This is a genomic window from Pseudarthrobacter sp. TE9888, from assembly GCF_056279345.1.
This window is the reverse complement of sequence record NZ_JBWBRD010000002.1, coordinates 1,044,661-1,069,290: the sequence shown is the minus strand read 5'-3', so window position 1 is coordinate 1,069,290 and position 24,630 is coordinate 1,044,661. Positions and strand designations below refer to the sequence as shown.

General features: G+C 67.2%; 22 protein-coding genes, 1 pseudogene and 2 riboswitches. Of the genes and pseudogenes, 13 read left to right on the top strand and 10 right to left on the bottom strand.

From position 1 onward, the window contains the following. Positions 1-3 precede the first annotated feature (3 nt). Both ACZ9J7_RS05605 and ACZ9J7_RS05600 read right to left on the bottom strand, forming a co-directional pair. Positions 4-486, bottom strand: a complete 483-nt coding sequence (locus tag ACZ9J7_RS05605; protein ID WP_141159065.1) for a cation:proton antiporter regulatory subunit — start codon at positions 484-486, stop codon at positions 4-6. Positions 487-549: 63 nt separating this feature from the next. Further along, positions 550-1,950 carry an MFS transporter gene (locus ACZ9J7_RS05600; protein ID WP_476207739.1) on the bottom strand — a complete coding sequence of 467 codons (1,401 nt, stop codon included), beginning with the start codon at positions 1,948-1,950 and terminating at the stop codon, positions 550-552. A gap of 195 nt (positions 1,951-2,145) precedes the next feature. Here ACZ9J7_RS05600 and ACZ9J7_RS05595 point away from each other — a divergent pair, with 195 nt between their 5' ends. From ACZ9J7_RS05595 to mnhG, 6 genes are read left to right on the top strand one after another with little or no spacing between them, the layout of a single operon-like run. After that, positions 2,146-5,232, top strand: a complete 3,087-nt coding sequence (locus ACZ9J7_RS05595; protein ID WP_476207737.1) for a Na+/H+ antiporter subunit A — start codon at positions 2,146-2,148, stop codon at positions 5,230-5,232. Further along, positions 5,229-5,831, top strand: coding sequence for a Na(+)/H(+) antiporter subunit C (locus ACZ9J7_RS05590; RefSeq protein ID WP_476207736.1), 603 nt, complete (start codon positions 5,229-5,231; stop codon positions 5,829-5,831). The genes ACZ9J7_RS05595 and ACZ9J7_RS05590 overlap by 4 nt, the downstream gene beginning before the upstream one ends. Then, positions 5,828-7,435 (top strand): Na+/H+ antiporter subunit D, encoded by a 1,608-nt coding sequence (locus ACZ9J7_RS05585; RefSeq protein ID WP_476207734.1) that lies wholly within the window; start codon positions 5,828-5,830, stop codon positions 7,433-7,435. Before ACZ9J7_RS05590 ends, ACZ9J7_RS05585 begins: the two co-directional genes overlap by 4 nt. Beyond that, the gene (locus ACZ9J7_RS05580) at positions 7,432-7,977 is read left to right on the top strand and encodes a Na+/H+ antiporter subunit E (protein WP_476207733.1); all 546 of its coding nucleotides are present in this window, start codon (positions 7,432-7,434) and stop codon (positions 7,975-7,977) included. Before ACZ9J7_RS05585 ends, ACZ9J7_RS05580 begins: the two co-directional genes overlap by 4 nt. After that, entirely contained in the window at positions 7,974-8,252 is a 279-nt protein-coding gene (locus tag ACZ9J7_RS05575) for an MrpF/PhaF family protein (RefSeq protein WP_387561462.1), read from the top strand. Before ACZ9J7_RS05580 ends, ACZ9J7_RS05575 begins: the two co-directional genes overlap by 4 nt. Next, a complete protein-coding gene (mnhG, locus tag ACZ9J7_RS05570) occupies positions 8,242-8,646 on the top strand; it encodes a monovalent cation/H(+) antiporter subunit G (protein WP_476207731.1) in 405 nt (134 codons plus the stop codon). The genes ACZ9J7_RS05575 and mnhG overlap by 11 nt, the downstream gene beginning before the upstream one ends. 16 nt (positions 8,647-8,662) lie before the next feature. On the opposite strand, the gene ACZ9J7_RS05565 is transcribed toward mnhG, so the two are convergent. Next, entirely contained in the window at positions 8,663-8,926 is a 264-nt protein-coding gene (locus ACZ9J7_RS05565; RefSeq protein ID WP_476207729.1) for a DUF4235 domain-containing protein, read from the bottom strand. Positions 8,927-9,086: 160 nt separating this feature from the next. Continuing rightward, a riboswitch (TPP riboswitch) is annotated at positions 9,087-9,227 on the top strand. A gap of 67 nt (positions 9,228-9,294) precedes the next feature. On the opposite strand from ACZ9J7_RS05565, the gene ACZ9J7_RS05560 reads away from it, so the two are divergent. From ACZ9J7_RS05560 to ACZ9J7_RS05545, 4 genes are all read left to right on the top strand, one after another. Then, entirely contained in the window at positions 9,295-9,918 is a 624-nt protein-coding gene (locus ACZ9J7_RS05560; RefSeq protein WP_476207727.1) for an ECF transporter S component, read from the top strand. Further along, complete coding sequence (locus ACZ9J7_RS05555; RefSeq protein ID WP_476207726.1) at positions 9,918-11,462, top strand: ABC transporter ATP-binding protein; 1,545 nt, start codon at positions 9,918-9,920, stop codon at positions 11,460-11,462. The genes ACZ9J7_RS05560 and ACZ9J7_RS05555 overlap by 1 nt, the downstream gene beginning before the upstream one ends. Continuing rightward, positions 11,459-12,259: an energy-coupling factor transporter transmembrane component T family protein gene (locus ACZ9J7_RS05550; protein WP_476207724.1), complete on the top strand. Its 801-nt coding sequence runs from the start codon at positions 11,459-11,461 to the stop codon at positions 12,257-12,259. Before ACZ9J7_RS05555 ends, ACZ9J7_RS05550 begins: the two co-directional genes overlap by 4 nt. A gap of 118 nt (positions 12,260-12,377) precedes the next feature. Further along, positions 12,378-13,901, top strand: coding sequence for a UDP-N-acetylglucosamine 1-carboxyvinyltransferase (locus tag ACZ9J7_RS05545; protein WP_476207722.1), 1,524 nt, complete (start codon positions 12,378-12,380; stop codon positions 13,899-13,901). 187 nt (positions 13,902-14,088) lie between these two features. On the opposite strand, the gene ACZ9J7_RS05540 is transcribed toward ACZ9J7_RS05545, so the two are convergent. Next, positions 14,089-15,648 (bottom strand): IS1182 family transposase, encoded by a 1,560-nt coding sequence (locus ACZ9J7_RS05540; RefSeq protein WP_476207720.1) that lies wholly within the window; start codon positions 15,646-15,648, stop codon positions 14,089-14,091. 145 nt (positions 15,649-15,793) lie between these two features. On the opposite strand from ACZ9J7_RS05540, the pseudogene ACZ9J7_RS05535 reads away from it, so the two are divergent. Continuing rightward, positions 15,794-17,022, top strand: a pseudogene (locus tag ACZ9J7_RS05535) (glutamate--cysteine ligase 2). A gap of 103 nt (positions 17,023-17,125) precedes the next feature. Here ACZ9J7_RS05535 and ACZ9J7_RS05530 read toward each other — a convergent pair. The 3 genes from ACZ9J7_RS05530 to ACZ9J7_RS05520 are packed head-to-tail and all read right to left on the bottom strand — an operon-like array spanning position 17,126 to position 19,017. Next, on the bottom strand, positions 17,126-18,334 hold the full coding sequence (locus ACZ9J7_RS05530) for an O-succinylhomoserine sulfhydrylase (RefSeq protein ID WP_476207719.1): 1,209 nt from the start codon (positions 18,332-18,334) through the stop codon (positions 17,126-17,128). Beyond that, positions 18,335-18,745, bottom strand: a complete 411-nt coding sequence (locus ACZ9J7_RS05525) for a rhodanese-like domain-containing protein (protein ID WP_476207717.1) — start codon at positions 18,743-18,745, stop codon at positions 18,335-18,337. Beyond that, on the bottom strand, positions 18,742-19,017 hold the full coding sequence (locus tag ACZ9J7_RS05520) for a DUF1737 domain-containing protein (protein ID WP_476207715.1): 276 nt from the start codon (positions 19,015-19,017) through the stop codon (positions 18,742-18,744). Before ACZ9J7_RS05520 ends, ACZ9J7_RS05525 begins: the two co-directional genes overlap by 4 nt. Before the next feature lie 13 nt (positions 19,018-19,030). Beyond that, positions 19,031-19,146: riboswitch (SAM riboswitch) on the bottom strand. Positions 19,147-19,313: 167 nt separating this feature from the next. Between ACZ9J7_RS05520 and opgC the strand changes: the two genes are divergently transcribed. Continuing rightward, on the top strand, positions 19,314-21,782 hold the full coding sequence (gene opgC / locus ACZ9J7_RS05515; RefSeq protein ID WP_476207713.1) for an OpgC domain-containing protein: 2,469 nt from the start codon (positions 19,314-19,316) through the stop codon (positions 21,780-21,782). 122 nt (positions 21,783-21,904) lie between these two features. Here the strand turns inward: opgC and ACZ9J7_RS05510 are convergent, their stop codons facing one another. Beyond that, complete coding sequence (locus tag ACZ9J7_RS05510) at positions 21,905-22,159, bottom strand: hypothetical protein (RefSeq protein WP_476207711.1); 255 nt, start codon at positions 22,157-22,159, stop codon at positions 21,905-21,907. 224 nt (positions 22,160-22,383) lie between these two features. Here ACZ9J7_RS05510 and ACZ9J7_RS05505 point away from each other — a divergent pair, with 224 nt between their 5' ends. Further along, on the top strand, positions 22,384-23,088 hold the full coding sequence (locus tag ACZ9J7_RS05505; RefSeq protein WP_476207709.1) for a TetR/AcrR family transcriptional regulator C-terminal domain-containing protein: 705 nt from the start codon (positions 22,384-22,386) through the stop codon (positions 23,086-23,088). Between the two features lie 38 nt (positions 23,089-23,126). On the opposite strand, the gene ACZ9J7_RS05500 is transcribed toward ACZ9J7_RS05505, so the two are convergent. Both ACZ9J7_RS05500 and ACZ9J7_RS05495 read right to left on the bottom strand, forming a co-directional pair. Further along, the gene (locus ACZ9J7_RS05500; protein ID WP_476207707.1) at positions 23,127-23,591 is read right to left on the bottom strand and encodes a pyridoxamine 5'-phosphate oxidase family protein; all 465 of its coding nucleotides are present in this window, start codon (positions 23,589-23,591) and stop codon (positions 23,127-23,129) included. Between the two features lie 60 nt (positions 23,592-23,651). Next, complete coding sequence (locus tag ACZ9J7_RS05495) at positions 23,652-24,581, bottom strand: aminodeoxychorismate lyase (protein WP_476207705.1); 930 nt, start codon at positions 24,579-24,581, stop codon at positions 23,652-23,654. Positions 24,582-24,630: the final 49 nt, after the last annotated feature.

Genomic DNA, 24,630 nt, shown 5'->3' with positions numbered 1-24,630 from the left:
AAACTAGCCGCGGCGGAGGATATCGGCCGCTGAGTCGAGGCCTTCCTGGGTGCCAACTGCCACCAGCAGGTCACCGGCGTGGAGCACGACGTCGGGTCCCGGCGAAGGCAGCACCTCACCTTCCCGCATGATGGCCACGATCGAAACGCCGCACCGCGTGCGGATGGAGGCCTTGCCCATGGGTTGGTTCTGGAAAGGGGAGTCCGCCGCAATGGAGAACTGCCGGGTGACGATGCCAGGGACGTCCTTGTGCTCTTCCGCGAGCTTCATGGCCAGGTGCATGCCGCCCAGGAGGTTGCCCAGGGTGGCGGCTTCATCGCTGGTGAGCGGAATCGAGGCCTGGCAGGTATCGGGGTCGTCCCAGGTGGAAACAATGAGTTCCGTCTGGCCTTCCCGGAGCTCCACGACGCCGATGCGGCGTCCGGAGGCGGTCATGAAATCCTTCCGGCGGCCCAGGCCGGGAAGGTTCGTTTCGTCCACGTTCATGACTCCAGCCTAGTCGGACTGGCAACACCGGGCGGCGGGCTGCGCCGGCAATGGAGGGTGGTCTCAGCTGGCCGGGACCACGGCGATGGGTGCCCGCTCCGGCGCCTTCACCGGCAGCAGCACCAAAAGCCCTGCGAGGAGGACCACCATGATGCCCAGGATGCCCCAGCGCTGTGCCTGCCCGGCCGGCACCAGTGGAGTTGCCACCGTGATGCAGAGCGTGAACAGGGCAGGCGCCAGGAAGCTGACGGCCCGCCCCGTGGTGGCGTACAGGCCGAAGAGCTCACCGGACTCACCGTGCGGTGCGAGCCTAGCCAGGTAGGCGCGGGAGGAAGACTGGGCGGGACCGACGAACAGGCAGAGGAACAGTCCGAAGACCCAGAACGTAGTGCTGCCGGCCCATTCCATGCCGAAGAAGGAATAGTTGCCGTTTCCCAGGGCCAGGATGGCGCTCCCGGCAATCAGGAGGCCCACTAGGGAACCGGTGATAACGGTCTTGGGGCCAACCTTGTCGTCCAGGAAGCCTCCGAGGACAGCACCGACGGCGGCCACCACATTCCCGAAGATGGCGAAGAAGATGACCTGGGACAGGGCAAACCCGAACGTTCCGGCCGCGATGATGCCGCCGAAGGTGAAGACCGCCGCGAGGCCGTCCCGGAACACGGCGCTGGCCAGGAGGAAGTAGATGGTGTGCGGGCTGGTGGCGTAGATCGCCTTGATCCGCCGGAACAGCAGCCCGTAGCTGGCGAGGAATCCCAGCCGTGCGGCCGGCCCGGAGCGCGGCACCTCCGGGACGGCGAACAGGACGGGGAGGGCGAAGACGAAGAACCACAGGGCGGAGAAGACGGCCACGAGCCTGATGTTGAGGCTGTCCTGCGTGGAGGCGCCGAACCATTCGAAGGCAGGCTGGACGAACAGCTGCAGGACGATCAGGAGCGCCACGATGCCGCCCAGGTAGCCGGCGCCCCAGCCGAAACCGCTGACCTTTCCAATGTTCCGCGGTGTGGATACCTGGGCGAGCATGGCGTTGTAGTTGACGCCGGCGAATTCGAAGAAGACGTTGCCCAGTGCAATCAGCGAGACGCCGAGGAGCAGGAATTCCGGGTGGGGGAACACGAAGAAGCACAGTGCGGTGAGGATGGCGACGGCGGCGGAGTTGACTCCCAGCCACAGCTTGCGCCGCCCCCCGGCATCCGAACGCTGGCCGGTGACCGGTGCCAGCAGTGCGATGGCGAACCCGGCGGCCGCCAACGCTCCGCCCAGCACGGCCGAGGCGCTGTCCTCGCCGCCGAAGGCGTGGGACGTCAGGTAGACCGTGAAGACGAATGTCGTCATGACGGCGTTAAAGGCCGCGGAGCCCCAGTCCCAGGAAGCCCAGGCCAGGACCTGCCCTTTGGAGGAGCCGGTTCCGGCAACAAGATCCGAGGCGGGCTGCATCGCCCCCGGAGCGCTGGCGCTGTTCATAGGATGCATCGTATCCGCCCGTGGCGAACACGCAGGGGAGCGCGGGCCGTTGTCGCCAGGGATTCAGGCTGCTGCGGCCCGCAAAACCGGAAATGATACCGGACGCACCTTGGTAAACTATCCACTCCCGAACCTTACTTTTTGCCGCCTGCTCCAACTTTTGACAATCGAATCCCTGACGTTGCGGAGAATACAGTGATCACAGTCCTTGCCGTGCAGTTTTCGGTGGCTGTCCTCGCGCCCTTCCTTTTCCGGCTTTGGGGCCGCAACGCCTTCTATGCCTTGGCGGCTGTTCCGGCGGCTTCCTTCGGCTGGCTGATGTTGCAGCACAACCCCATCTACTCAGGCCCCGGCGCCATCACCGAGTCCTTCGAGTGGATCCCCGGGCTCCATCTGGAACTGGCCTTCCGAATGGACGCCCTGGCGTGGGTCATGTCCCTCCTGGTGCTCGGCGTCGGCTCCCTGGTGCTGGTCTACTGTGCGCGGTACTTCAAGCGGACGGACCAGGACCTCGGCGGCTTCGGCGCCCAGCTGCTGGCGTTCGCCGGTGCCATGTTCGGCCTGGTCACAGCGGATGACCTCCTGCTGCTGTTCATTTTCTGGGAACTGACCACCATCCTGTCCTACCTGCTGATCGGCTTCGCCCGGACCCGGCTTGCCGCCCGCCGCTCCGCCCTCCAGGCGCTGATGGTCACCACCGCCGGCGGCCTGGCCATGCTGGTGGGCCTGATCATGCTGGGCACGGCCGCCGGCACCTACCGTCTCTCCGGCATCCTGGAGCAGGCCCCCGCGCTGGCCGCCGGGACGTCCGAGGCCATGGTGAGCGCCGCCGTCGTACTCATCCTGGTGGGTGCAATCACCAAGTCGGCGCTGGTCCCGTTTCACTTCTGGCTGCCGGGCGCCATGGCCGCGCCCACCCCGGTCAGCGCCTACCTGCACGCCGCGGCGATGGTGAAGGCAGGCATCTACCTGGTGGCGCGGCTTGCCCCGGGATTCGCGGAGACTGCCTACTGGCAGCCCGTGGTCATGGGGCTGGGGCTGGCCACCATGCTGGTGGGCGGCTACCGTGCGCTGCGCCAGTCCGACATCAAGCTGATCCTGGCCTACGGCACCGTCAGCCAGCTGGGCTTCCTGACCATGGTGGTGGGCCTGGGAACGCCCGACGCCGCCCTGGCCGGCCTGGCCATGCTGCTGGCGCACGGGCTGTTCAAGGCCACGCTGTTCCTGGTGGTGGGCATCATCGACCACCAGTCCGGGACACGCGACGTCCGCAAACTGTCCGGCGTCTTCCGCTCCTCGCGCGCCCTCGGCATCGTGGCCGGCATCGGCGCCGCGTCCATGGCCGGCGTGCCATTGCTGGCAGGGTTCGTAGCCAAGGAATCGGTGCTGGAAGCCTTCGTGCACCACGCCACGGACCCGCATTCCGGTCCGTGGGGCATGGTGGTCCTGGTGGGGCTCGTGGTGGGCTCCATCCTTACCTTCGCCTACAGCGCCCGCTTCATGTGGGGTGCGTTCGCGGTCAAACCCGGGGTGGACCCCACGCCGTTCAAGGCCATCAGGCCTTCCTTCCTGGCCGCGCCCGCCATCCTCAGCATCCTGACCATCGCCTACGGGCTCTGGCCGGTTCCGGTGGACGCCTGGATCCAGCCGTACGCCGCGCTGTTCGCGTCCACAGCGCCCGACGCCGGCGCTCCCGCAGCGCAGGCAGGCCACCTTGCGCTGTGGCATGGGTTCACTCCGGCACTTGGGCTGACGGCCATCACCTTCGTTCTCGGTGCTGCCATGTACGTTGGCCGCACCGCGGTGGCCCGCGTCCAGTCCCTGGTCCCGGCCTGGGTGGACGGCGACCGCGGCTACCAGCTGACTATCGGAGCACTGGATGACGCTGCCGTCTGGATCACCGGCCGGACCCAGCGCGGTTCACTGTACTTCTACCTCGCAGTAATCCTGAGCGTGGCATTCGTCCTGCCGCTGGTGGCAATGCTCCTGGGCGGCAACGCACTCCCGCAGGACGTCTACCTGGTGGACCCGAATTCGCCGCTGCAGCTGGTTGCCGGCGTGGGCATCGTCATCGGCGCACTGGCAGCGGTCAAGGCCAACAAACGATTCCTTGCCGTGCTGATGGTCTCCGTGACCGGCTACGGCATCGCGCTGGTGTTCGCCCTGCAGGGCGCCCCGGACCTGGCCCTGACCCAGATGCTGGTGGAAACCATCATCCTGGTGGCCTTCGTCCTGGCCTTGCGCAGGCTGCCCCCCGAACTGCGCGACCGCACGGGCGGCAAATACCGGGTGCTGCGCGTCATCATCGGCGCCGGCTTCGGCATCACCATGGTTTTTGCAGCCATTTTCGCCATGGGTGCCCGGACGTCCATTCCCGTGTCACTGCAGTTCCCGCAGCTCGCCTATGAAGGCGGCGGGGGCCTGAACGTGGTCAACGTGACCCTGGTGGATATCCGCGCCTGGGACACGTTCGGTGAGATCAGCGTCCTGGCGCTGGCCGCCACCGGCGTGGCAAGCCTGATCTTCGTGCGCGGACGGGGAGACCGGCTGCAGGCGTCCGCGAGCGTTGCGGCGGGCACAGTGGGCCGGCACCCCGGTGTCGACCCCGGCTCCCGAGACGCTGCGGCGCTGGCCATCAGCCGGAGGTTTGCGGCCTCCACCCGGGACCCCTGGATTGTGGCCGGGCGGACCCTGGCCCCTGAACGCCGCTCGATCATCTTCGAGGTGGTCACGCGGCTGATCTTCCACTCGATGATCATCTTCTCGCTCTACCTGCTGCTGGCAGGGCACAACCTGCCCGGCGGCGGATTCGCCGGTGGCCTCACCGCCGGCCTGGCCCTGACCATCCGCTACCTGGCAGGCGGCCGCTTCGAGCTGCGGGAAGCTGCTCCGTTGAGCCCGGGCGCCCTCCTGGGCATCGGCCTGGCCCTCGCAGCCGCTTCCGGCATGGCGCCGCTGCTGCTGGGCGGGCAGGTGTTCCAGTCCGCCATCATCCAGGTATGGCTGCCCGTGTTCGGGGACATCAAGTTCGTCACCTCCACCATCTTCGATATCGGCGTGTACATCGTGGTGGTGGGCCTGGTGCTTGACGTGCTGCGCAGCCTCGGGGCCGAGATCGATGAACACCTCGAGGACCAGTCCGGGCCCGTCGGACAGGCGCCGGAACCGGGCCAGGAAGCCGACCAGGAGCGTGGCCTTGCCGGGGACGTGCAGGGCGCCGGGGAGCTGGAACAGGAACCGGACGGGATTCCTGCCGAGACCACCGCGAAGGGCCACGCATGAGCGTCAACCTGACCCTGCTGATTGTCATGGGAGCCCTGTACGCCTGCGGCATCTACCTGATCCTGGAACGCAGCCTCACAAGGGTGCTGCTGGGACTGATGCTGCTGGCCAACGCCACCAACCTGCTGATCCTGGCCACCGGGGGATACGCGGGACTGGCGCCGCTCTTCAGCAAGGACACGCCCGCCCAGGAATACAACGATCCGCTGCCGCAGGCCCTGATCCTGACATCGATCGTGATTTCCTTCGCGGTCACCGCCTTCATGCTGGGCATCATCTACCGCACCTGGGTGCTGGCCCGCCAGGACGACATCCAGGACGACGCCGAGGACCTCCGGGTGGCCGAGACCCCCAGCTTCGATGCTGAGGATGACGCCGAAGTCCCCGCGGAAACATCGGAGTTCCCGCTCACCATGCTCGGTTCCGACGGCCGGGATGTCACGGACCGCGGTGCTTCCGGCGGCGAGGCGGACCAGGACGCGGACCGGGTGGCCACGCTTGTGGCCGGCGGCCGGGAAATGCCCGCCGAACATGCTGCCGCGGAGGAAAAGCCCGGTTCCCTCAACGTTGACCACAGCCCGGAAGGAGGCGGAAAGTGAGCATCGCAAGCTTTGCCCCGCTCGCCGTCGTACTTCCCATCCTGGGCGCCGCCCTGACCTTCCTGCTGATCCGGCACTCCCGGGCCCAGCGCGCGGTGAGCATCGGCCTGCTGTCACTGACGCTGGCACTCGAATGCCTCCTGCTGGCGTCGGCATGGAACGGCGGCACCGCCGCGGTGACCATCGGCGGCTGGATCCCTCCGTTTGGCATCGTCATGGTGGTGGACCAGTTCACGTCCCTGATGCTGGTGGTGTCCTCCGCCGTCAGCCTTGCAGTGCTGGTGTACGCCACAGGCCAGGGCATGGCCGACGGCGACCACGACGCGCCGGTATCGATCTTCCACCCCACCTACCTGATCCTGGTGGCCGGGGTGTCCAACGCGTTCCTGTCCGGGGACCTCTTCAACCTCTATGTCGGCTTCGAGATCCTGCTGACTGCAAGCTACGTGCTGATGACCCTGGGCGGCACGGGGCCCCGGATCCGGGCCGGCGTCACCTACGTGGTGGTGTCCGTCGTGTCCTCGGTGCTGTTCCTGATTGCCATCGCCATGGTCTACGGGGCCACCGGAACCGTGAACATGGCAGACCTGGCCGTCAAGCTGGGTGAACTGGACCAAGGCACCAAAACCCTGCTGCACGTGATGCTCCTGGTGGCCTTCGGCATCAAGGCCGCCGTCTTTCCCCTGTCCTTCTGGCTCCCCGACTCCTACCCCACCGCCCCGGCGCCGGTCACTGCCGTGTTCGCAGGCCTGCTGACCAAGGTGGGTGTCTACGCGATGGTCCGCACCGAAACACTGCTCTTCCCCGGCGATACGTTGAACACGCCGTTGATGGTGGTGGCATTGCTGACCATGCTGGTGGGCATCCTGGGCGCCCTCGCCCAAAGCGACATCAAGCGCCTCCTCTCGTTCACCCTGGTCAGCCACATCGGCTACATGGTGTTCGGGCTGGCCATGTCCTCGGCCGTGGGACTGGCGGCGGCAGTCTTCTACGTGGCCCACCACATCACCATCCAGACCAGCCTCTTCATGGTCACCGGCCTCATCGAACGGCGCGGCGGCAGCTCGTCCGTGGACCGGCTGGGCGGACTCGCCAAGCTCTCACCCATGCTGGCGCTGCTGTTCTTCATCCCCGGCATGAACCTGGCCGGCATCCCGCCGTTCTCCGGGTTCCTGGGCAAGGTGGGCCTGCTGCAGGCCGGCGTGGAGCTGGGCACTCCGCTGGCCTACGCGCTGGTGATCGGCGGCGTGGTGACCAGCCTCCTGACGCTGCTGGCCATCGCCAGGGTGTGGAACCGCGCGTTCTGGCGGAAGCCGGAGGACGCCGAGCACCCGGACCCTGTGCTCCTTGCCCCTCCTGCCGCGAGGGTTTCCGGTCCGGGAGCCAAGGTGAACAACACCGTGACCCTCCTGCCGCGGACCATGGTGGGTTCCACGGCCGGCCTCGTGGTGCTCGGTGTCGCCCTGACCGTCTTCGCCGGACCATTGTTCGCTCTTTCCGACCGGGCAGCCCGGGACATGCTTGACCGGACGCCGTACATCCAGGCGGTGCTGGGCGAGGCTACCGCCGTTCCCGGCGCCACCGCCGCGGGAGGAGGACGATGAGCCGCAAACGCATTTCGCTGCGCCAGGAACTGCCGCTCCTGGTCTGGCTGGTGGTTGTGTGGGGCGCCCTGTGGCAGGATTTCAGCCCCGGCAACCTCCTCTTCGGGGCCCTGCTGGCCGTGGGCGTGGCCCGGCTCTTCTACCTCCCGCCAGTGGAACTCAGTGGCCGGTTCAATATCCTCTACGCCGTGCCTTTTGCCCTGGCCTTCGTGGGCAAGGTGGTGGTGGCCAGCGCCCAGGTCCTGTACCTGGCAGCGGTCCGCGGCCCCAAGGTGACCAATGCCGTGGTCGCGGTCAAGCTGCGCAGCCACCAGGACCTGATCGTCACTGCCACGGGACACGTGATTTCCCTGATCCCGGGCTCCCTGGTGGTTGAGGTGGACCGTTCCACGTCCACCCTGTACCTGCACGCACTCAACATCACCTCCGAGAAGGACGTGGAGGGCCTCCGGAACGAGGTCCGTTCCATTGAAGCGGGCCTGATCCGCATCATGGGCACCGCGGATGAACTCGAAGAGGTCCGTATGGAGGCCAGCGCATGATGCACGTTGTCCTGGCTGTCACAGCCGTCATTTTTTCGCTGGCGGCCGCCGGTGCCATTATCCGGATCGCCCGTGGCCCGTCGCTGCTGGACCGGGTGCTGGCTGCGGATGTGCTGCTCGCCATCCTGGCCGGGGCGCTGTGCATCGATATGGCAGTGAACCGGCACCTGAACAACCTGATGCTGGTGGTGGCCATCTCCATCATCGGGTTCATTGGGTCCGTGACCGTGGCCAGGTTCGTGGCCGACAGGAGGGTCAAACCCAATGAATCCTGACTTCTCCGGCCCGGACGCCTGGATCGACCTCGTCTCCGCTGTGTTCATGGTGGTGGGCGCCCTCATGTCCCTGGGTGCCTCGATAGGCCTGCTGCGGTTCCCGGACCTCCTGAGCCGCATGCACGCCGCCACGAAGCCCCAGGTCCTGGGCCTCTTCCTGCTGCTGGCGGCCATCGTGCTGCAGATGCGGACGTGGTGGGTGTGGCCGGTCCTGGTGGTGGCGTGGATCTTCCAGTTGCTCACGGTGCCTGTGTCCGCCCACATGGTGGGCCGTGCCGGCTACCGCACCAAGCACCTGCACCGGGAACTGCTCACCGCCGATGAACTCGAAGCCGTGGTGCAAAAAGCCGCCGCCGAGACTGCCCGGAAGGACAGCTCCGACGACGGCCGGTAACGCCAAGGGCAGGACGCTAGACGATGTCCTGGGTCTTCGCGAAGCGGGTGATGGCGCGCTGGGTTCCGCGGTTGGCCAGGACCTGGATGATGGCACTGACCGACGCCGAGATCAGCGCAAAGGTCAGCGCGGAACGCAGGCTGGTGGGTACGTCCTCGTGCTTGCCGGTGGGCGGCTTCTGTCCGGTGGTCTTTTCCCAGATGGCATTGACCAGCTTGGTGCCGGCGAGGCCTGCGCCGAGGCTCACGGCTGTCCCGAGCAGTTTGATGAGAAGGTTCATTCCAGGTACTCCTTGCGGGCGGAAAACGGACTGCCCCCAGCCTAGCCGGTCATATCCGGGGGATTGGCGCCCGCAGCCCGCAATCCAGCCCTGCCAGGTGTAAACTTGACCACGCCCAACAGGGCACAACAACAAGCGTTACCCACACGAAAAGCAACACTAAAAACGACAGGGGAGCGCCGCCGTCGGGCAACCTGGCATTAGCCGGGCACCGCAGGTGGGCGCTGAGAGTGCGGACAGCCGCAGACCCTCGAACCTGATCCGGTTAGTACCGGCGCAAGGGAGTCGAGTTCTCAAAGTGTCGCGGTTCCACGGCCACAGGCCGCCGGCCGGGTCCACTTTCCCCTCCTGTTTCCCAGGAGGATCACATGAGTACTGCAGCAATCAAGAAGACCACCAGCAAGTCCTGGCGCGTCGTGGACATCGTCGTCGCCGCGCTGGTGGCCATCGCGGGCGGCGTCATTTTCTGGGCCTGGGACCAGGGTGCCGCCGCCCTGTCCGCCCCCATGAACGCCGCCTACCCGCCCCTGACCGGCCTGCTCGCCGGCGGCTGGATGATTCCCGGCGTGCTGGGGATGCTCATCATCCGCAAGCCCGGGGCCGCCCTGTTCTGCGAGACCGTCGCAGCCACCGGCGAGCTGCTGATGGGTTCCCAGTACGGCGCCTCGGTCCTCTTCTCCGGTTTCATCCAGGGGCTGGGCGCGGAAATCATCTTCGCAATCTTCGTGTACCGGAAGTTCAACCTGCCCGTATCGCTGCTGGCCGGCGCCGCGGCCGGATTCTTCTGCGGCCTGAATGATTCGTTCGCACCGTGGGGCTGGAACATCGCCTACTCCGGCGCCGACAAGCTGGCCTACATCGTCCTCACCACCGTTTCCGGCGCCATCCTTGCCGGCGCCCTGGCCTGGCTGGCCACCCGCGGCCTGGCACGCACCGGCGTGCTGAGCTCCTTCGCATCCCGCAAGGCCGCAACGGAGCCCGTCTTCTCCTGATGGCACCCTCCCAGGACTCCGGCGCGGTCCGCCCCGCCGCCGTCACCGCCCGTGGCTGGGGCTGGCGGCATGCCGGCCGGCCCAAACCCGCCGTCCACGGCCTTGACCTGGACATCGCCCCCGGGGAGCGGGTGCTCCTGCTCGGCCCCTCCGGCGCCGGGAAGTCCACGCTGCTGCATGCGCTGGCCGGCGTCCTGGGAGACATCAACGACGACGGAGAGGCAGGCGACGCCGACGAGTCCGGTTCGCTCTTGGTGGACGGAGCAGCGCCCCGTGCCCGGCGCGGCCGCGCCGGGCTGATGCAGCAGGACCCCGAAACGCAGGTGGTCCTTTCCCGGGTGGGGGACGACGTCGCCTTCGGCGCCGAAAACCTCGCGGTGCCCCGCGACGCGATCTGGCCGCGCGTGCACGCGGCGCTTGCCGACGTCGGACTCTCCCACCTCCCGCTGGACCACCCGACGTCGGCCCTGTCCGGCGGCCAAAAGCAGCGCCTGGCGCTCGCCGGCATCCTGGCGATGCGCCCCGGCCTGATCCTGCTGGACGAGCCCACCGCCAACCTGGACCCGGATGGCGTGCTGGAGGTCCGCGACGCAGTGGCCCGCTCCCTGGACAAAACCGGCGCCACGCTGGTGGTGGTGGAGCACCGGGTATCCGTGTGGAAGGACCTGGTGGACCGGATCATTGTCCTGCAGCCCGGCTCCGCCAGCGATCCTGCGGTGCTCCTGGACGGGCCCCCGGACCGCGTGCTCGGTGAGGCGCGGACCATGCTGGCCGCTGCCGGCGTGTGGGTGCCCGGGTATGTGCCCGCGACCCGTCCCCGCGCCGCCGTCCCGGCCGCGGGAACGGGGAACCTGTTGCTGGCCGCAGAGCAGCTGGCCGTATCCCGCGAACGCGCCCGCCGGCAGGGCTTTCGGAAAATTCCGCCGGTGCCGGTCCAGGAGGACGTGGCTGCACAGGTCCGCGCCGGGCAGGCCCTGGCCATCACCGGTCCCAACGGCGCCGGCAAGTCCACCTTCGCGTTGACCCTGGCCGGGCTGCTGGAGCCGGTGGCCGGAAAGGTGTCCGCCACGCTGGACCTCAGCCGCGGCGCCGGCATCGACCCCTACAAGTGGAAGGCCGAGCAGCTGATCTCGCGGGTGGGCACGGTGTTCCAGGAGCCGGAGCACCAGTTCGTCACCGGGAAGGTGCTGGACGAACTGCAGTTCGGCCCGCGGCACCTGGGCCACGGCGGGGACAAGGTGGACGAACTGCTGGAGCGGCTGCGGCTCACCCAGTTGGTGGACGCCAACCCGTATACGCTCTCCGGCGGGGAGAAGCGGCGCCTCTCGGTGGCCACCGTCCTTGCCGCCAGCCCCCAGGTACTGATCCTCGACGAGCCCACGTTTGGGCAGGACGCCAATACCTGGGCCGAGCTCGCATCATTCCTGTCCGAGCTTTTGGATGCCGGCACGGCGGTGGTTTCCGTGACCCATGACGCCGAGTTCACCGGGGCCCTGGGCGGGACGGAACTGCGGATGGCTGCCGCGGAAGCGGTGGCACCATGAGGCAGCAACTCACCCTGAGCGGCAACCGCGCCCTCCTGGCCCGCGCCAATCCACTCAGCAAGTTCGCGGCGGTCCTGCTCATCACCGCGGTCCTGGCATTGTCCATCGACTGGGTGTCCGCCTCAGTGGCCCTGGTCTTCGAACTGATGCTCTTTCCCCTGGCCGGGCTCACCCTGTCCCTTCTGTGGCAGCGCGGATGGCCGCTGATCCTCGCGGCGGCCATCGGAGGCTGGAGTACCGCCATCCTGGCGCCGGACAGCGGAAGGATCCTGCTCGACGTCGGCATCTGGAGCATGAGCGAAGGTTCCCTGCAGCTGGGCATAGGCTTCCTCCTGCGCGGCTTCGCGATCGCCCTGCCGGCAGTGCTCCTGATGAGCTGCACCGATCCCACGGATCTCGCGGATGCACTGGCGCAGAAGGCCCGCCTGCCACACCGGTTCGTCCTGGGCACCCTCGCCGCGATGCGCCTGGTGGGGCTCATGGCAGAGGAGTGGCAGACCATCGGGATGGCGCGCCGTGCCCGGGGCGTGGGCGCCCGCGGCAGCCTCGGCCAGCGGGTGAAGGCGACGCTGGGCCAGAGCTTCGGTCTGCTGGTGCAGGCCATCCGCCGTGCGTCCAGGCTCGCCGTGACCATGGAAGCGCGGGGATTCGGCGGCGGCCGGCGGACGTGGGCCAGGGAATCGACCTTCAGCCCGCTGGACTCCTGGGTGGTTGCCGGCGGTGTGCTGGTGGCCGGGCTTGCCCTGGCAGCAGCTGTCTCGGCAGGCACGTGGAACATGGTGTGGCTGGGCAGCTAACGTCCGCCAAAAACGCTACGCATACTTCCCTATCGCACCGAATGGGTAGGGCAGGGGTGACGTCCCCCACTAATCCCTAGCAAGGGGGGTGATAACTCATTTATGATATATTTGTGGTATGACTCAGGAAACCGCTGAACACGTTGCCGCCATGCTGAGGGACGCCCGGAGCGAGAAGGGGTGGACCCAGGGCCAGCTGGCCGCCGAACTCGGTACCAGCCAAAGCGCCGTGGCCCGGATGGAACAGGGCAAGCAGAACCTGAGCCTGAAAATGATCCAGCGGCTGGAAAACATATTTGACCGCAGCATCGTGAACGTGGGCAAGCCGAAGATGACGCACCTGCGGGTGGAGGGTGGCCGCACCCTCTCCGGCGCCGTGGACGTCAACAGCAGCAAGAACGCCGGCGTGGCCCTGCTGTGCGCCAGCCTGATCAACCGGGGCACCACCGTGCTCCGCCGGCTGGCCCGGATCGAGGAAGTCAACCGCATCGTCGAGGTGCTCACCAGCATCGGGGTGGAGTGCACCTGGCTTAACGACACCGATCTCCGCCTGCGCCGGCCCGCCGTCCTGGACCTGGATGCCATGGACGTGGACGCTGCCCGCCGGACCCGCAGCGTCATCATGCTGCTCGGCCCCATGCTGGACGAGTCGCGGGAGTACCGCCTGCCGTATGCCGGCGGCTGCGACCTGGGCACCCGCACCGTGGAGCCCCACATGCAGGCTTTGCGTGAGTTCGGCCTGTCGGTGGAGGCCACCGCCGGTTTCTACACCGTCCAGGCCCCGGCCGCGGACGCCGAGGACCGTTCCTTCGTCCTCACCGAACGGGGGGACACCGTCACCGAGAACGCGATCATGGCCGCGGCGCACCGGTCGGGAACCACAGTGATCCGCAACGCCAGCCCCAACTACATGGTGCAGGACCTGTGCTTCTACCTGCAGATGCTCGGCGTCACCATCGAGGGTGTGGGCACCACCACCCTGAAGATCACGGGCCGGCCGGAAATCGACGCGGAGATCGAGTACTTCCCCTCCGAGGACCCCATTGAGGCCATGAGCCTTATCACGGCAGGCATCGTCACCAACTCCGAGGTCACGGTCCGCCGGGTCCCCATCGAGTTCATGGAAATCGAACTGGCCACGCTGGAACAGATGGGCCAGAACCTTGAAGTCTCGGGCGAATACATGGCCCGCAACGGCCGCACCCGCCTGGTGGACGTCACCACCAAGCCCTCTGAGCTGCGTGCCCCCGAGGACAAGATCCACCCCATGCCGTTCCCCGGGCTGAACATCGACAACCTGCCGTTCTTCGCCGTGATCGCTGCGAACGCCCACGGCCAGACCATGATCCACGACTGGGTCTACGAAAACCGGGCCATCTACCTGACGGAGCTGAACCGGCTCGGCGCGCAGGTGCAGCTCCTGGACCCGCACCGGATCTATGTCAACGGGCCCACCAAGTGGCGCGCCGCGGAGGTCGGCTGCCCGCCGGCACTGCGCCCCGCCGCCTGCCTGCTGCTGGCCATGCTGGCCGCGCGGGGCGTGTCCGAGCTGCGCAACATCTATGTCATCGAGCGTGGTTACGAGGACCTGGCGGAGCGCCTGAACACCATTGGCGCCAAGGTGGAATACTTCCAGGACTAGGAGACTGCTGAACTAAGTGCTTTGTAGGGCTGGTCCGTGGCGTTCGCTGTCGGGCCAGCCCTTCCTTTTGTGGGTTGGGGTTTCTGGGGTTGAAGTATTTTGGGTGGTTCCGGGCTTTTGGTGCCTGTGGCCGGGTAGTGGGTGTTGTTTTGGCTGGCTGTGAGAGGCCTGGTCCTGGTTTCCGGGTTCAAGCGATGGCCCAGGATCCCTGTTCCGCGGTGAGTCCGAGCTTCAGGAGGCGGCGGAGGTTCAGTCCCGCGATCCGTAGCTGGAGCCAGGCGTTGTTCCGGTTGATGCCGCGATGGGGAACGCGTCGGTTGCCGCGGGTGAGCCATGCGATGGACCGCTCGACCATGGGCCGGTGGGTGCGGTAGTCGTCCTGGAAGGCCGGGTTCTTGGCGCGTTGGCGGTGTTGCCGTTGCAGCGCGTCATGTTCGTGGAGAACGATTTTGCGTCCTCGCGGTGAGGTGGTGCATCGGTGCCGGAGGGGGCAGCCTGTGCAGGCGGCGCCGAACGTGACCCGTCGTTTGGTGGTGATGTTGCGGGTGAGTCCGTGCGGGCAGGTCATGGTGCCGGCTGCTTCGTCGACGGTGAAGTCATCGAGGGTGAATCCGCCTTCGACTGCTGGGCGGAGGGGCCATGGTTTGATCACCGGGGTGTGGCCGGCACGGGTGAGGGCGGCGAGCATGTCCCCCGTGCCGTAGGCCGAGTCGGCCAGGACGTCCAGGCTGGTGCCGGCGATCGTGGAATCCATGCCGATCAGCCGGGCACCGACGGCCCCGTCGCTGTTTTCCGGGCCGGAGGCCTTGGTCAGTTCCGCGGCGGTGATCAGCCCGGTGTCGGGTTCGATCACGATGTGGGCCTTGTATCCGTCCTGCTGCCTGGACTGGGTCTTGTGCGCATGCCGGGTGTCGGGGTCAACGGTGGAGATCATCCGGTCCGGGGCGACCTTCCGGGCGATCCGCCATCGCCCGTCGGTCCCGTCGGAGTCCTCGGCCGGTTCCACGTCCTGCCCGGCGACCAGGGCCAGCAGAGCGTAGGCATCAGCAGCCTTTCCGTCCAGCGTTTCGGGGTCGACCGCGGCCAGCAACGCCAGGGCGTCGGTGACCAGCGCGGAGATCAGCCCGTCTTTGGCGTCCTGGTCATCCCAGGCGATGTCCGGCTTACCGGTGCGGATGTAGTCATAGCCCGTGGCGTGGGCGGTCACGAGTTCTTGTCCGCCCGGGATGTCCCGGCCGAAGCGGCGGACCGCGGCGATCAGCTGCGTGATCGTGTCCTGCCTGGCGACCGCGTCGTTAAGGACCGTTGAATCCACCGCTCTGCGGCGCTTGCCCGTCAAAGCCCCGGTTTCCGCGACGACTTTGGCGATGGCTTCCATGATCCGGTGCGGATCCGACGAGGCGGCCAGCCGCTTTCGCCAGTACGTCAGCGTGCTCGGATGGAACGCGGTATCGGTCAGCCCGTAGCCGCAAGCGGCCTTCCACCTCAGATCAAAAGTCAACGCCTCGGCGGTTTCCCGGTCAGAGAGGCCCTGCAATGCCTGCAGCACCAGCACCGACCCGATGACCGGCGCCGGAACCGACGGCCTGCCCCGCCGCGACGGAAACAAATCCTCCATCATCGAATCCGGAAACAACCGCCCCCGATGTTTGGCCAGAAAAGCGAAAACACTGCCCGGAGCCAACAACTCCCCGGCCAGTGCCTCCACATCCAAATACCCTCGTTGCGCGTCCTCGCGTCCCTGCATATGACAAGTCTTAACCACCAGACCCACCAGTCCAGTCGACGCGCCCCACATCCGCCGATTAGTTCAGCAGTCTCCTAGGCATTCATCCTTCGTCATGAAGTGCGGCGCCCCTTCGAATGCCAGGCGGGCGCGGCAGAATATTCGTATGCGTACATTCGGCGTCGAGGAAGAACTCCTGATTGTTGATCCGGAGTCCGGGGAGCGCCGCTTGCCCTGGCCGACGCCCTCCTCGCCAGCCACCGCGTGGCAGCGGACGATGCTCCCGCGGAGCTGGACGGCAGGCATGCCGGCAACCAGGCGGATTACGACGACGAAATGGGCCTCAGTGCCGAGCTCAAGCTTGAGCAGATCGAGACACAGACCCGGCCGTGCACCGATTACGGAAGCCTGCTGGAGCAGATCCGGGCCGGCCGGGCGCTGGCGGACCAGGCAGCCCAAAAGCACGGGGCCCGGGTTGCGGCACTCGCCACCTCTCCTGTGGCGTCGCCCAGCCACACCACGCCGGACCCGCGCTACGCCAGGATGCTGGAACGCTTTGGCCTCACCGCGCAGGAACAGCTGACCTGCGGTTTCCACGTCCACACCTTCATTGAATCGCCGGAAGAAGGCGTGGCCGTCCTGGACCGCATCCGCGACAAGCTGGCGGTGCTCACGGCGCTGAGTGCGAACTCGCCGTTCTGGAATGGCGTCCCCACCGGCTTCGAAAGCTACCGCACCCAGGCCTGGAACCGCTGGCCCACGGCGGGCCCGGCAGGCATTTACGGAACGTACCCTGCGTACCGCCGGGTGGTGACACGGCTGCTGGACAGCGGCGTCATGCTCGATGAGGGCATGCTGTATTTCGACGCCCGGCTCTCCCGGAACCATCCCACGGTGGAAGTGCGGGTGGCGGACGTATGCCTCCGTGCCGAGGACGCAGCCCTCATCGCCGTGCTGGTCCGCGCCCTGGTGGAATCCGCCGGCCGGGAATGGCGCGACGACGTGGATCCTGCTCCCGCACCCACCGTCCTGCTGCGGATGGCGTCCTGGCAGGCCAGCAGTGCCGGGCTGAGCGGCGAACTCCTGGACTTCGGCAACTTCAGGCCCGCGCCGGCCGCGGATGTGGTCCGTTCCCTGGTGGACTACCTGGCGCCCGTCCTGGCTGAACAGGGCGAGCTGGCCCTGGCCCGGCAGGGGGTGGAGGACATCATTGCCCGCGGGACAGGGGCCGCTGAACAGCGCCGCGCCCGTGATAAGGCCCTGGCCGGGCAGCCGCCCGAGGACATGGGATTCGGTGCCGTGGTGCGGCAGGCCGTCCACCTGACGATGCGCGACGCGCTGGACCTGTCAGACGTGGCGGACACCCCCGAGTTGCTGCGCGTGCGGCAGGCCTAGCGGAGCAAGGATCGAGGCGCCGTTTCCGCTTCGACGCGCAGATTCCATCCCGCTGCGCGCATACGGGGCGCGCCATGGAATCTGCGCGTCATGAACAAAGAGCCTAGATCTGCTTCAGCGCCTGCTCGAGGTCGCGGAGGAGGTCTTCCGGGTCCTCGAGCCCCACCGAGAGCCTGACCACCCCGTCACTCAGGCCGATCGCGGCACGCCCCTCCGGGCCCATGGCGCGGTGGGTCGTGGTGGCCGGGTGCGTGATCAGGGATTTGGCATCACCGAGGTTGTTGGAAATATCGATGATCCGCAGCCCGTCCAGGAGGGCGAATGCCGCTTCCTTGCCCGAGCGCCCGCCGGTCGGGGCCAGTTCGAAGGTCAGGACCGTTCCGCCGGCACTCATCTGCTTCGCGGCCAGCCCGTACTGCGGGTGCGACTTCAGGAGCGGATATTTCACCCAGCCCACCGCCGGTTGTTCCTCCAGCCACTCGGCGAGGCGCAGCGCGGTGGCAGACGAGTGGTTGACGCGCAGGCCCATGGTCTCCAGGCCCTTGGTCAGGACCCAGGCGTTGAAAGCGGAAAGCGCGGGGCCTGTGTGCCGCATCAGCTGCTTCACCGGTCCGTCGATGAATTCCTTGGTGCCCAGGATGGCGCCGCCCATTACCCGGCCCTGCCCGTCGATGTGCTTGGTACCCGAGTAGACGATGACGTCGGCGCCGAGGTCCCCGCAGCGCTGCAGCAGGGGAGTGGCAAAGACGTTGTCCGCCACCACGGTGGCACCGGCCGCATGGGCCAGTTCGCTGACGGCGGCGATGTCCACGATCTCCTGCATGGGGTTCGACGGCGACTCGAAGAACACGGCAGTGGTGGGCTTGGACAGGGCTTCGCGCCACTGGTCCAGGTCCGGGCCGTCCACAAAGACCGTCTCCACACCCCAACGGGGCAGGATCTCGTTCAGGACCACGAAGCACGAACCGAACAGTGACCGGGCGGCCACTACGCGGTCGCCGGCAGCCAGCAGGGCACCCAGCGCGGTGAACACGGCGGACATGCCCGACGCCGTCGCAAAGCAGGCTTCGGTGCCTTCCAGCAGCCTGAGCCGCTCCTGGAAGGTGGCCACGGACGGGTTGCCGTAGCGGGAGTAGACAAAGCGCTCGTCCTCGCCCGTGAAGGCGCGTTCGGCTGCCGCAGCGGATTCGTAGACGAACCCGGAGTTCAGGAAGATGGCCTCGGACGTTTCCTGGAAGTTGGAGCGGTCCAGTCCTCCGCGGACTGCCTGGGTATCGGGGTTCCAACCGGGGGCGTCTGGGTTGAAGGTCACTTAGTTCTTTCCGAGGTTGGTGGGGAGGCCGCGGTTCTTCCAGCCGTTGACGGTGCGTTCGCCGTAGCGGTCCGGCTCGCCTTCGAAGCCCTCCAGCACGCTGTACGCGGTGAAGCCGGCCTGGGTGGCGGCCGTTGCCGCCGCGATGGACCGCTGGCCGGAGCGGCACAGGAAGAGCAGTTCCGCCTGGGGATTCTCCGGCGCCTGCGCCTGGAGGTCCTTGACGAAGTCGGGGTTGGGGATGCCGCCGGGGAAGGTCCACTGGATGAACAGTGGATCGTTGTCAGTGGCCTTGGTGTCCGGGATGCCGATGTGGGCCCATTCGCCCTCGGTGCGGACGTCAACCAGGATGGCGCCCTCCTCCAGCTTGGCCCATGCTTCCTGCGGCGTCAGGTCTCCTGCGTAGCTCATGCGTGGCCCTCGCCGTCGAAGTCGCCCTCAAGGTCGGCGTCGAGCCGGTCCACCGCGGTGGCGACGGCGGCATCGGCTGAGGCGATCGCGGCCGGAAGGACGATTGCCTGCGCCACGATGACGCTGGTGCCGTTGAAGGTTGCCGCCGGGCTGCCGTGCAGGACGTAGCCGTCGGCGAGTGCGGCGGAGATCCGCTCGCAGAATTCACGGGTGTCCGCGCCGGTAATCAGGCGGTAGGACAGTCTTTCGTCAGGGGCGGGTGCGTCGGACACGACGGATCTCCTTCTTTCACGCTTGCAGCTCGAATCGGTCGATATGCCGAGTATTCACCTGAGGCACCCCGCCGCGAAAGGGAGGGTTGCCGACCGGCAAGTCAGGGCTTGGCGCCGGTACTCATTACTCCCCAAAAACGTAACACCTGCCGCGCCCAGCCGCATCGCCGCCGTCGTCATGTTCCGTCATTGAGCTGCCCGCCACGCGGCGCGGGGACTGCCGCGGACCGATAAAGTTCTTACGGGGGGCGCCGCCCCGTATCCAGAGCAATGAGTACCGGGGGGTCCTTGTCAGCATGCGGGCACACGTATCGCACCACCACGCCGCCATCCGGCGTCACCGTCCGCGTTCCGCTGCGGCCTTCCTGGCCGCCGTTTTCATCGCCCTCCTGGCAGTGGTGGCCCCGGCGTCCCCGGCGCAGGCGGCCGGACCGACACCGGACAAGGGCAAACCCTGGCTGGGGGCGGTCCTCGAATGGGGTGAGGACACGGCCACGGGCTTCAGCGACCGGCTGGGCGCAAGCCCGGCGCTCTTCGGCCACGACATCACCATTCCGTACCGCGAATCCGAGCGGAATGACATCGAGGGCTTCCTGCAGCAGACCGCAGCCAAGGGCGCCCACGCCTTGCTCACGGTCAAGCCGTCGGTGCCGCTGGACCAGCTCGGCACCGCGGAGGCGGAAGCGTTCGCAGCGCAGGTGCATGACCTGACCTCGGGATTCAAGGGCCAACTCCTGGTCCGCTTCGCCCCTGACATGAATGCCAGCTGGGTGGCCTGGGGCCAGCAGCCGGCCACGTACCGGCAGGCCTTCCAGGCCGTGGCGGCAGCCTTCAAGAAGGACGACGGCGGCCGGGCCACCATGGTGTGGGCGCCGTACGTGGGGAAGGACTACCCCTTCGACCGGAACCGGAATGCGCCGCAGCCGGGAAGCGACGGGTTTGCCCTTTTGGACACGAACGGGGACGGAACCTGGAACGGAAGCGACAGCGCCTACGCTCCCTACTACCCGGGCGACGACGCCGTCGACTGGGTGGGGCTGGCGTCCTACCATGACGACACTGCCGGAGCGGCGGCCGTCAACTCCCTTCCGCATGCGGGCGAACTTGAAGACATGCTGACGGCCTCCGGCAGCGAAAACTTCTACGGCACCTACGCCGAAGGACGCAATAAGCCCTTCCTGCTCCAGACCTCGGCGTTCTACAGCCCGGCGTCCGGCGGGGCGCCCGAGCGGGACATCAAGACGGGCTGGTGGGACCAGGTAGTGTCAACTGCCACCTCTCCCGCTTTCGCCGGGACGGCCGCCGTGGTGTGGGACGAACGGACCAGCACGCGGGACACCGGCGTTGCAAGCATCAGCTGGCTGCTCACGGGAAGCCCGGACATCGCCAAGGCCGCCCTGGACCGGCTGAAGGCATCGCCCATGGTCACCGGCCCGGTCACGGACGTGACGTCCGTAGGCACGTACGTCCGCGCCAACACACTTACGGGGGTGGCCGCGTGGACTGTCGCTGCCGCCATGGTCATCCTCCTGGTGGCACTGTGGCAGGTCCCGCGCCGGATCACCGCCGCCACGTCCTGGAGCTACCACGATCCTTCCGCCAGGGATTCCCGGGTGGACCTGCTGCGCGGAATGGCCATTGTCTTCGTGGTGGTCAACCACCTGGGCTTAGCCTCGCTGTTCCAGCTGCTCACCCAGGAGGCGGTGGGTTTCGTGTCAGGCGCTGAGTTGTTTGTCCTGTTCTCCGGCCTGGTGGTGGGAATGGTGTACGGGCCCAAGGCCAAGGAGGATTTCGGCCGGGTGGTGGACCTGACGTCCCGCCGGGCCGGGAAGCTCTATGTCACTGCCCTGGCGGTGCTGGTCGGCGTCTTCCTGCTGTCCCTGCTCCCGTTCTTCCACACCGAGGCCCTGACCACGTTCGTGGACCAGGGAACCGGCGGCGCCGGACACAGCGGCGCGGGACGGACCTACGACCTCTACGCGGGCATGTCCTCGCTGTTCCAGTTCCCCGTGCCGCCCCAGGTGCTTCCGGCCATCGTGCTGCTGCAGTTCGGGCCCTGGCAGTTCAACGTCATGGGCCTTTACGTGGTGCTGCTGCTGGTCAGCCCCCTGATCCTCGCCGCCCTCAACCGCGGTAAGGCCATCTGGGTGTTGCTGGCGTCCTTCGCTGTGTATGCGGCCGGGGCGGTGACCAGGTTCCGGCTCCTGCCGTCGCAGTTCGAGGACTCGTTCCCCCTGCTGGTGTGGCAGGTACTTTTCGTCCTAGGCCTGGTTGCCGGCTACCACCGCCGCAGCATCGTCGCGTGGCTCGCGGCGCACACTTGGGTGGTGGCCGCCTGCACCGCGGCGGCATTCGCACTGGCCTTCCTGTCCTGGGGCAACCCGTACCTGGCCAACAACTACGACGTCCGGCTGGCGCTCATGCCGGATGCCACCTACCGGGCCATGTATGACGCGCTGTTCGGCCGGACCTACCTGGCGCCCGGCCGCCTGCTCAACGTCCTGGTCCTGGTGGTAGCGGCCTACGCCTTCCTCAGCGCCTACTGGAAACCCGTACAGCGGGCCCTGGGCTGGTTCCTGATCCCGCTGGGCCGCGCCACGCTCTACGTGTTCATCATGCACGTGGTGCTGATCGCCGTCGTAGCCAACATCCCGGCGCTGCAGCAGCAGAGCATCTTCCTCAACACCGCTGCCTACGCCGTGGTGCTGGGCCTCCTGTGGGTGATGGTCCGGACCAGGTTCCTATTCCGGATCATCCCCACCTAGGCGGAGCAGCCACGTCGGCAGGAGGGGCTGCCCGGGCATGAAAAATGCTGCGGCACAAAAGTGCCACAGCATGTAATCCTGGGGGACCGGGTGCCCGGCGCCGCACTGGCAAGCCGTCGGGCTTAGACCAGCCGGGGATAGCTGCTCATGATGTAGTCCGCCGCGGCGGGTCCCTTCATGCGCAGCCCGTTGCGACGGGCCGAGACCCGGTGCTTCATGGCAGCCCAGAAGCTGGACTCGGTGCCGGCCCGCTGTTCGTTGACGTAGCACCAGCTGGTGTACAGCCCATACAGGCGGTCGCGGTCGAGGCTCGATTCGGAGGCCTGGTCGGCGTAGGTGGCTTCTTGGAGGAAAAGGTCAAACTGCGAATTGGCCATGTCGGCGTCCCTTCGCTCGGTGCGTGGTGCCGCCGGTAGGCTACAGCGGCGAACCTCGATGCCCTGCACAAGGTGGCAAAGGATTATGTAGTCGCCTTCCCGGAATTCCGGGGGAAGCACAGGTGCTGTCACCACAATGTCTACGATGTAGACTTTACCTGTAGACCAGATATGAGGCAACCGTCCCGTTTACCTCGGGAGGGGGCCGCAGTGAGGACCTCCACATGACTTCCACCAATACTTCCGGCCCCGGCTCGCCCAAGCCGAGGCTGAGCCGGGAGATCGTGCTGGCCAAGGCCCTGGAACTTGTGGACGCCGAGGGCCTGGACGCGCTGACCATGCGCCGCCTTGGGCAGGAGCTTGGCCGGGACCCCATGAGCCTGTACCGCTACGCCCAGAACCGTGCAGCCTTGCTGGATGGAGTTACGGAGTTGGTGCTCAACCAGCTCCGCATCCATCCGGAAGACCCGGACTGGAAGGCCCAGTTGCGCAAGATTGCCCATGGCCTGCGAACACTGGCCCTCCAGCACCCCAACATTGTGCCGCTGCTGGTCACCCGGCCCCTGTCCACGCCCCTCGGCCTCCGGCCGCTGGGCACGCTGCGCCCCTTGGAGCAGATCCTGTCCCTTCTCGGCACTGCCGGATTCGCTGCGGCCGATGCCCTCCACGTCTACCGCGCCTACTACGGCTTCCTCTACGGACACATCCTGAACGAACTGCAGGAGTACGTGGTGGACCCGGAAGAGAACGAGGCACTGCTGAGGCTGGGCCTCCACCGGCTGCCCGCGAAGGAGTTCCCCAAGCTCCGTGCACTGGCGCCGGCACTGGCTGAATACGACGGCGCCTCGGAGCTTGAACAAGGGCTCGGCATCCTGCTGTCCGGGCTGGAAACCCAGCTGTCACGCCAGGCGGCAGGCCCAGCCGCCTGACCTTCGGGTGGCGTCCGGCAGTTGGCTATGCCGGCACCTTATTCGAAGGAGGCCCGACGACGGTCCTGCAGGCGCGTGTTCCAGATGTCCGGCCGGTTGACGCGGAACCGGCGCCCCGTCAGGGCTTTCGCGTTGAGCCGGACGTAGTTGGCCTTTTCGCCGGGCTGCCACGGTTCCAGGCCCAGTCCGTCCACGGCATCCTTCACGCCCTTGTCCTCGATGATCTCCGTTTCACCGCGCACCACCACGCTCCAGGCCTGCTCCGAGGCGGGGTCGTAGCCGTCGATCTCCAGCGCTGCCGGACGTTCCATCCGGGCGCCCCACAGCTTTGAACCGGGTGCGGTGCGGAAGACGATGCTGCGCAGGTGGACAGCGTAGTTCACGGGGAAGATCTCGGGATGTTCGTCCACCACGATGGCCAGCCTGCCCACCGTGTCGTTGTCGAGGAGTTCCCAGCAGTCGTCGAAGGACAGGTTTTCAATCGGCAGGTTTCGCGAGTCCATGGTCCACACCTTACGGGTGATGCGGGAGCGGGAAAAGGGATTGCGTCCCTTGTTGCGCCGCTACTGGATGCCGGCGAAAAGCTCACCCAACTCGGCGGTCAGTTCCTTCTGGAGGGCAGGGGTGCCGATCTCCTTGCCATCGATCCGGTTCACGGGGGCAAGCAGGCGGACGCTCGAAATCAGCCAGACCGCGTCAGCGTCCATAAGGTCCCTGGGTTCCAGCGGGCCGTAGCCCAGTTCCCAGCCCGCTGCCTTGGCAGCCGCGAAAAGGGCACCCTGGGAGGTCCCGGCCAGGATGCCGCTGTCCAGCTGCGGGGTGATGAGGCGCTTCACCGTTGTGCCGTCGTCGGACTTTTCCACATGCGCGAGCAGCACCGTTGAGGTGGGGCCTTCCAGCACACGGCCATCGGAGGAGAAGAAGATGACGTCGTCGGCGCCCTGTTTGTGCGCGTGGCGCAAGGCTGCCATGTTGACGGCGTAGGAAAGCGTCTTGGCGCCGAGGAGCAGCCAGGGTGCCCGGTCGGCCACGTCGCTGTCATAGCCACGGTCCAGGAGGATGACGTCGATGCCCGTTTCACGCTGGCGCCGGCCCGCCGCTCCGGCCGGAGTGGCCTGCACCCAGGCTGTGGGGGCAGGCGCGCCTTCCACGCCCCGGGTGACCACCAGTTTGACCACCAGTTCATCAGCGGCCGGGTCTGCAGGCGGGTTCTCCAGCCGGTGCCGGGCCACCGCCGCCGCAATGACGCGCCGCCAGGCTTCCTGGTCCGGGATGTCCAGGTCCAGTGCGGCGGCGGAGCCGGCAAGGCGGTCCAGGTGGGCCTGCATTTTCCGTACCGTTCCGCCCACGGCCAGCATGGTTTCGAAGACGCCGTCGCCGCGCGTGACCCCCAGGTCGGTGACCAGCAGTTGGGGCTTGGAGGCATCGGCCACCCGGCCATCAGGGTAAGCGGGATCGAGGAAGGCGAGAACCACGGGGGCTGGAGAGGTCATGGCACCAGCTTAGTGCGGTACCGCGGATAAGCTGGGCAGAGTGCACCGG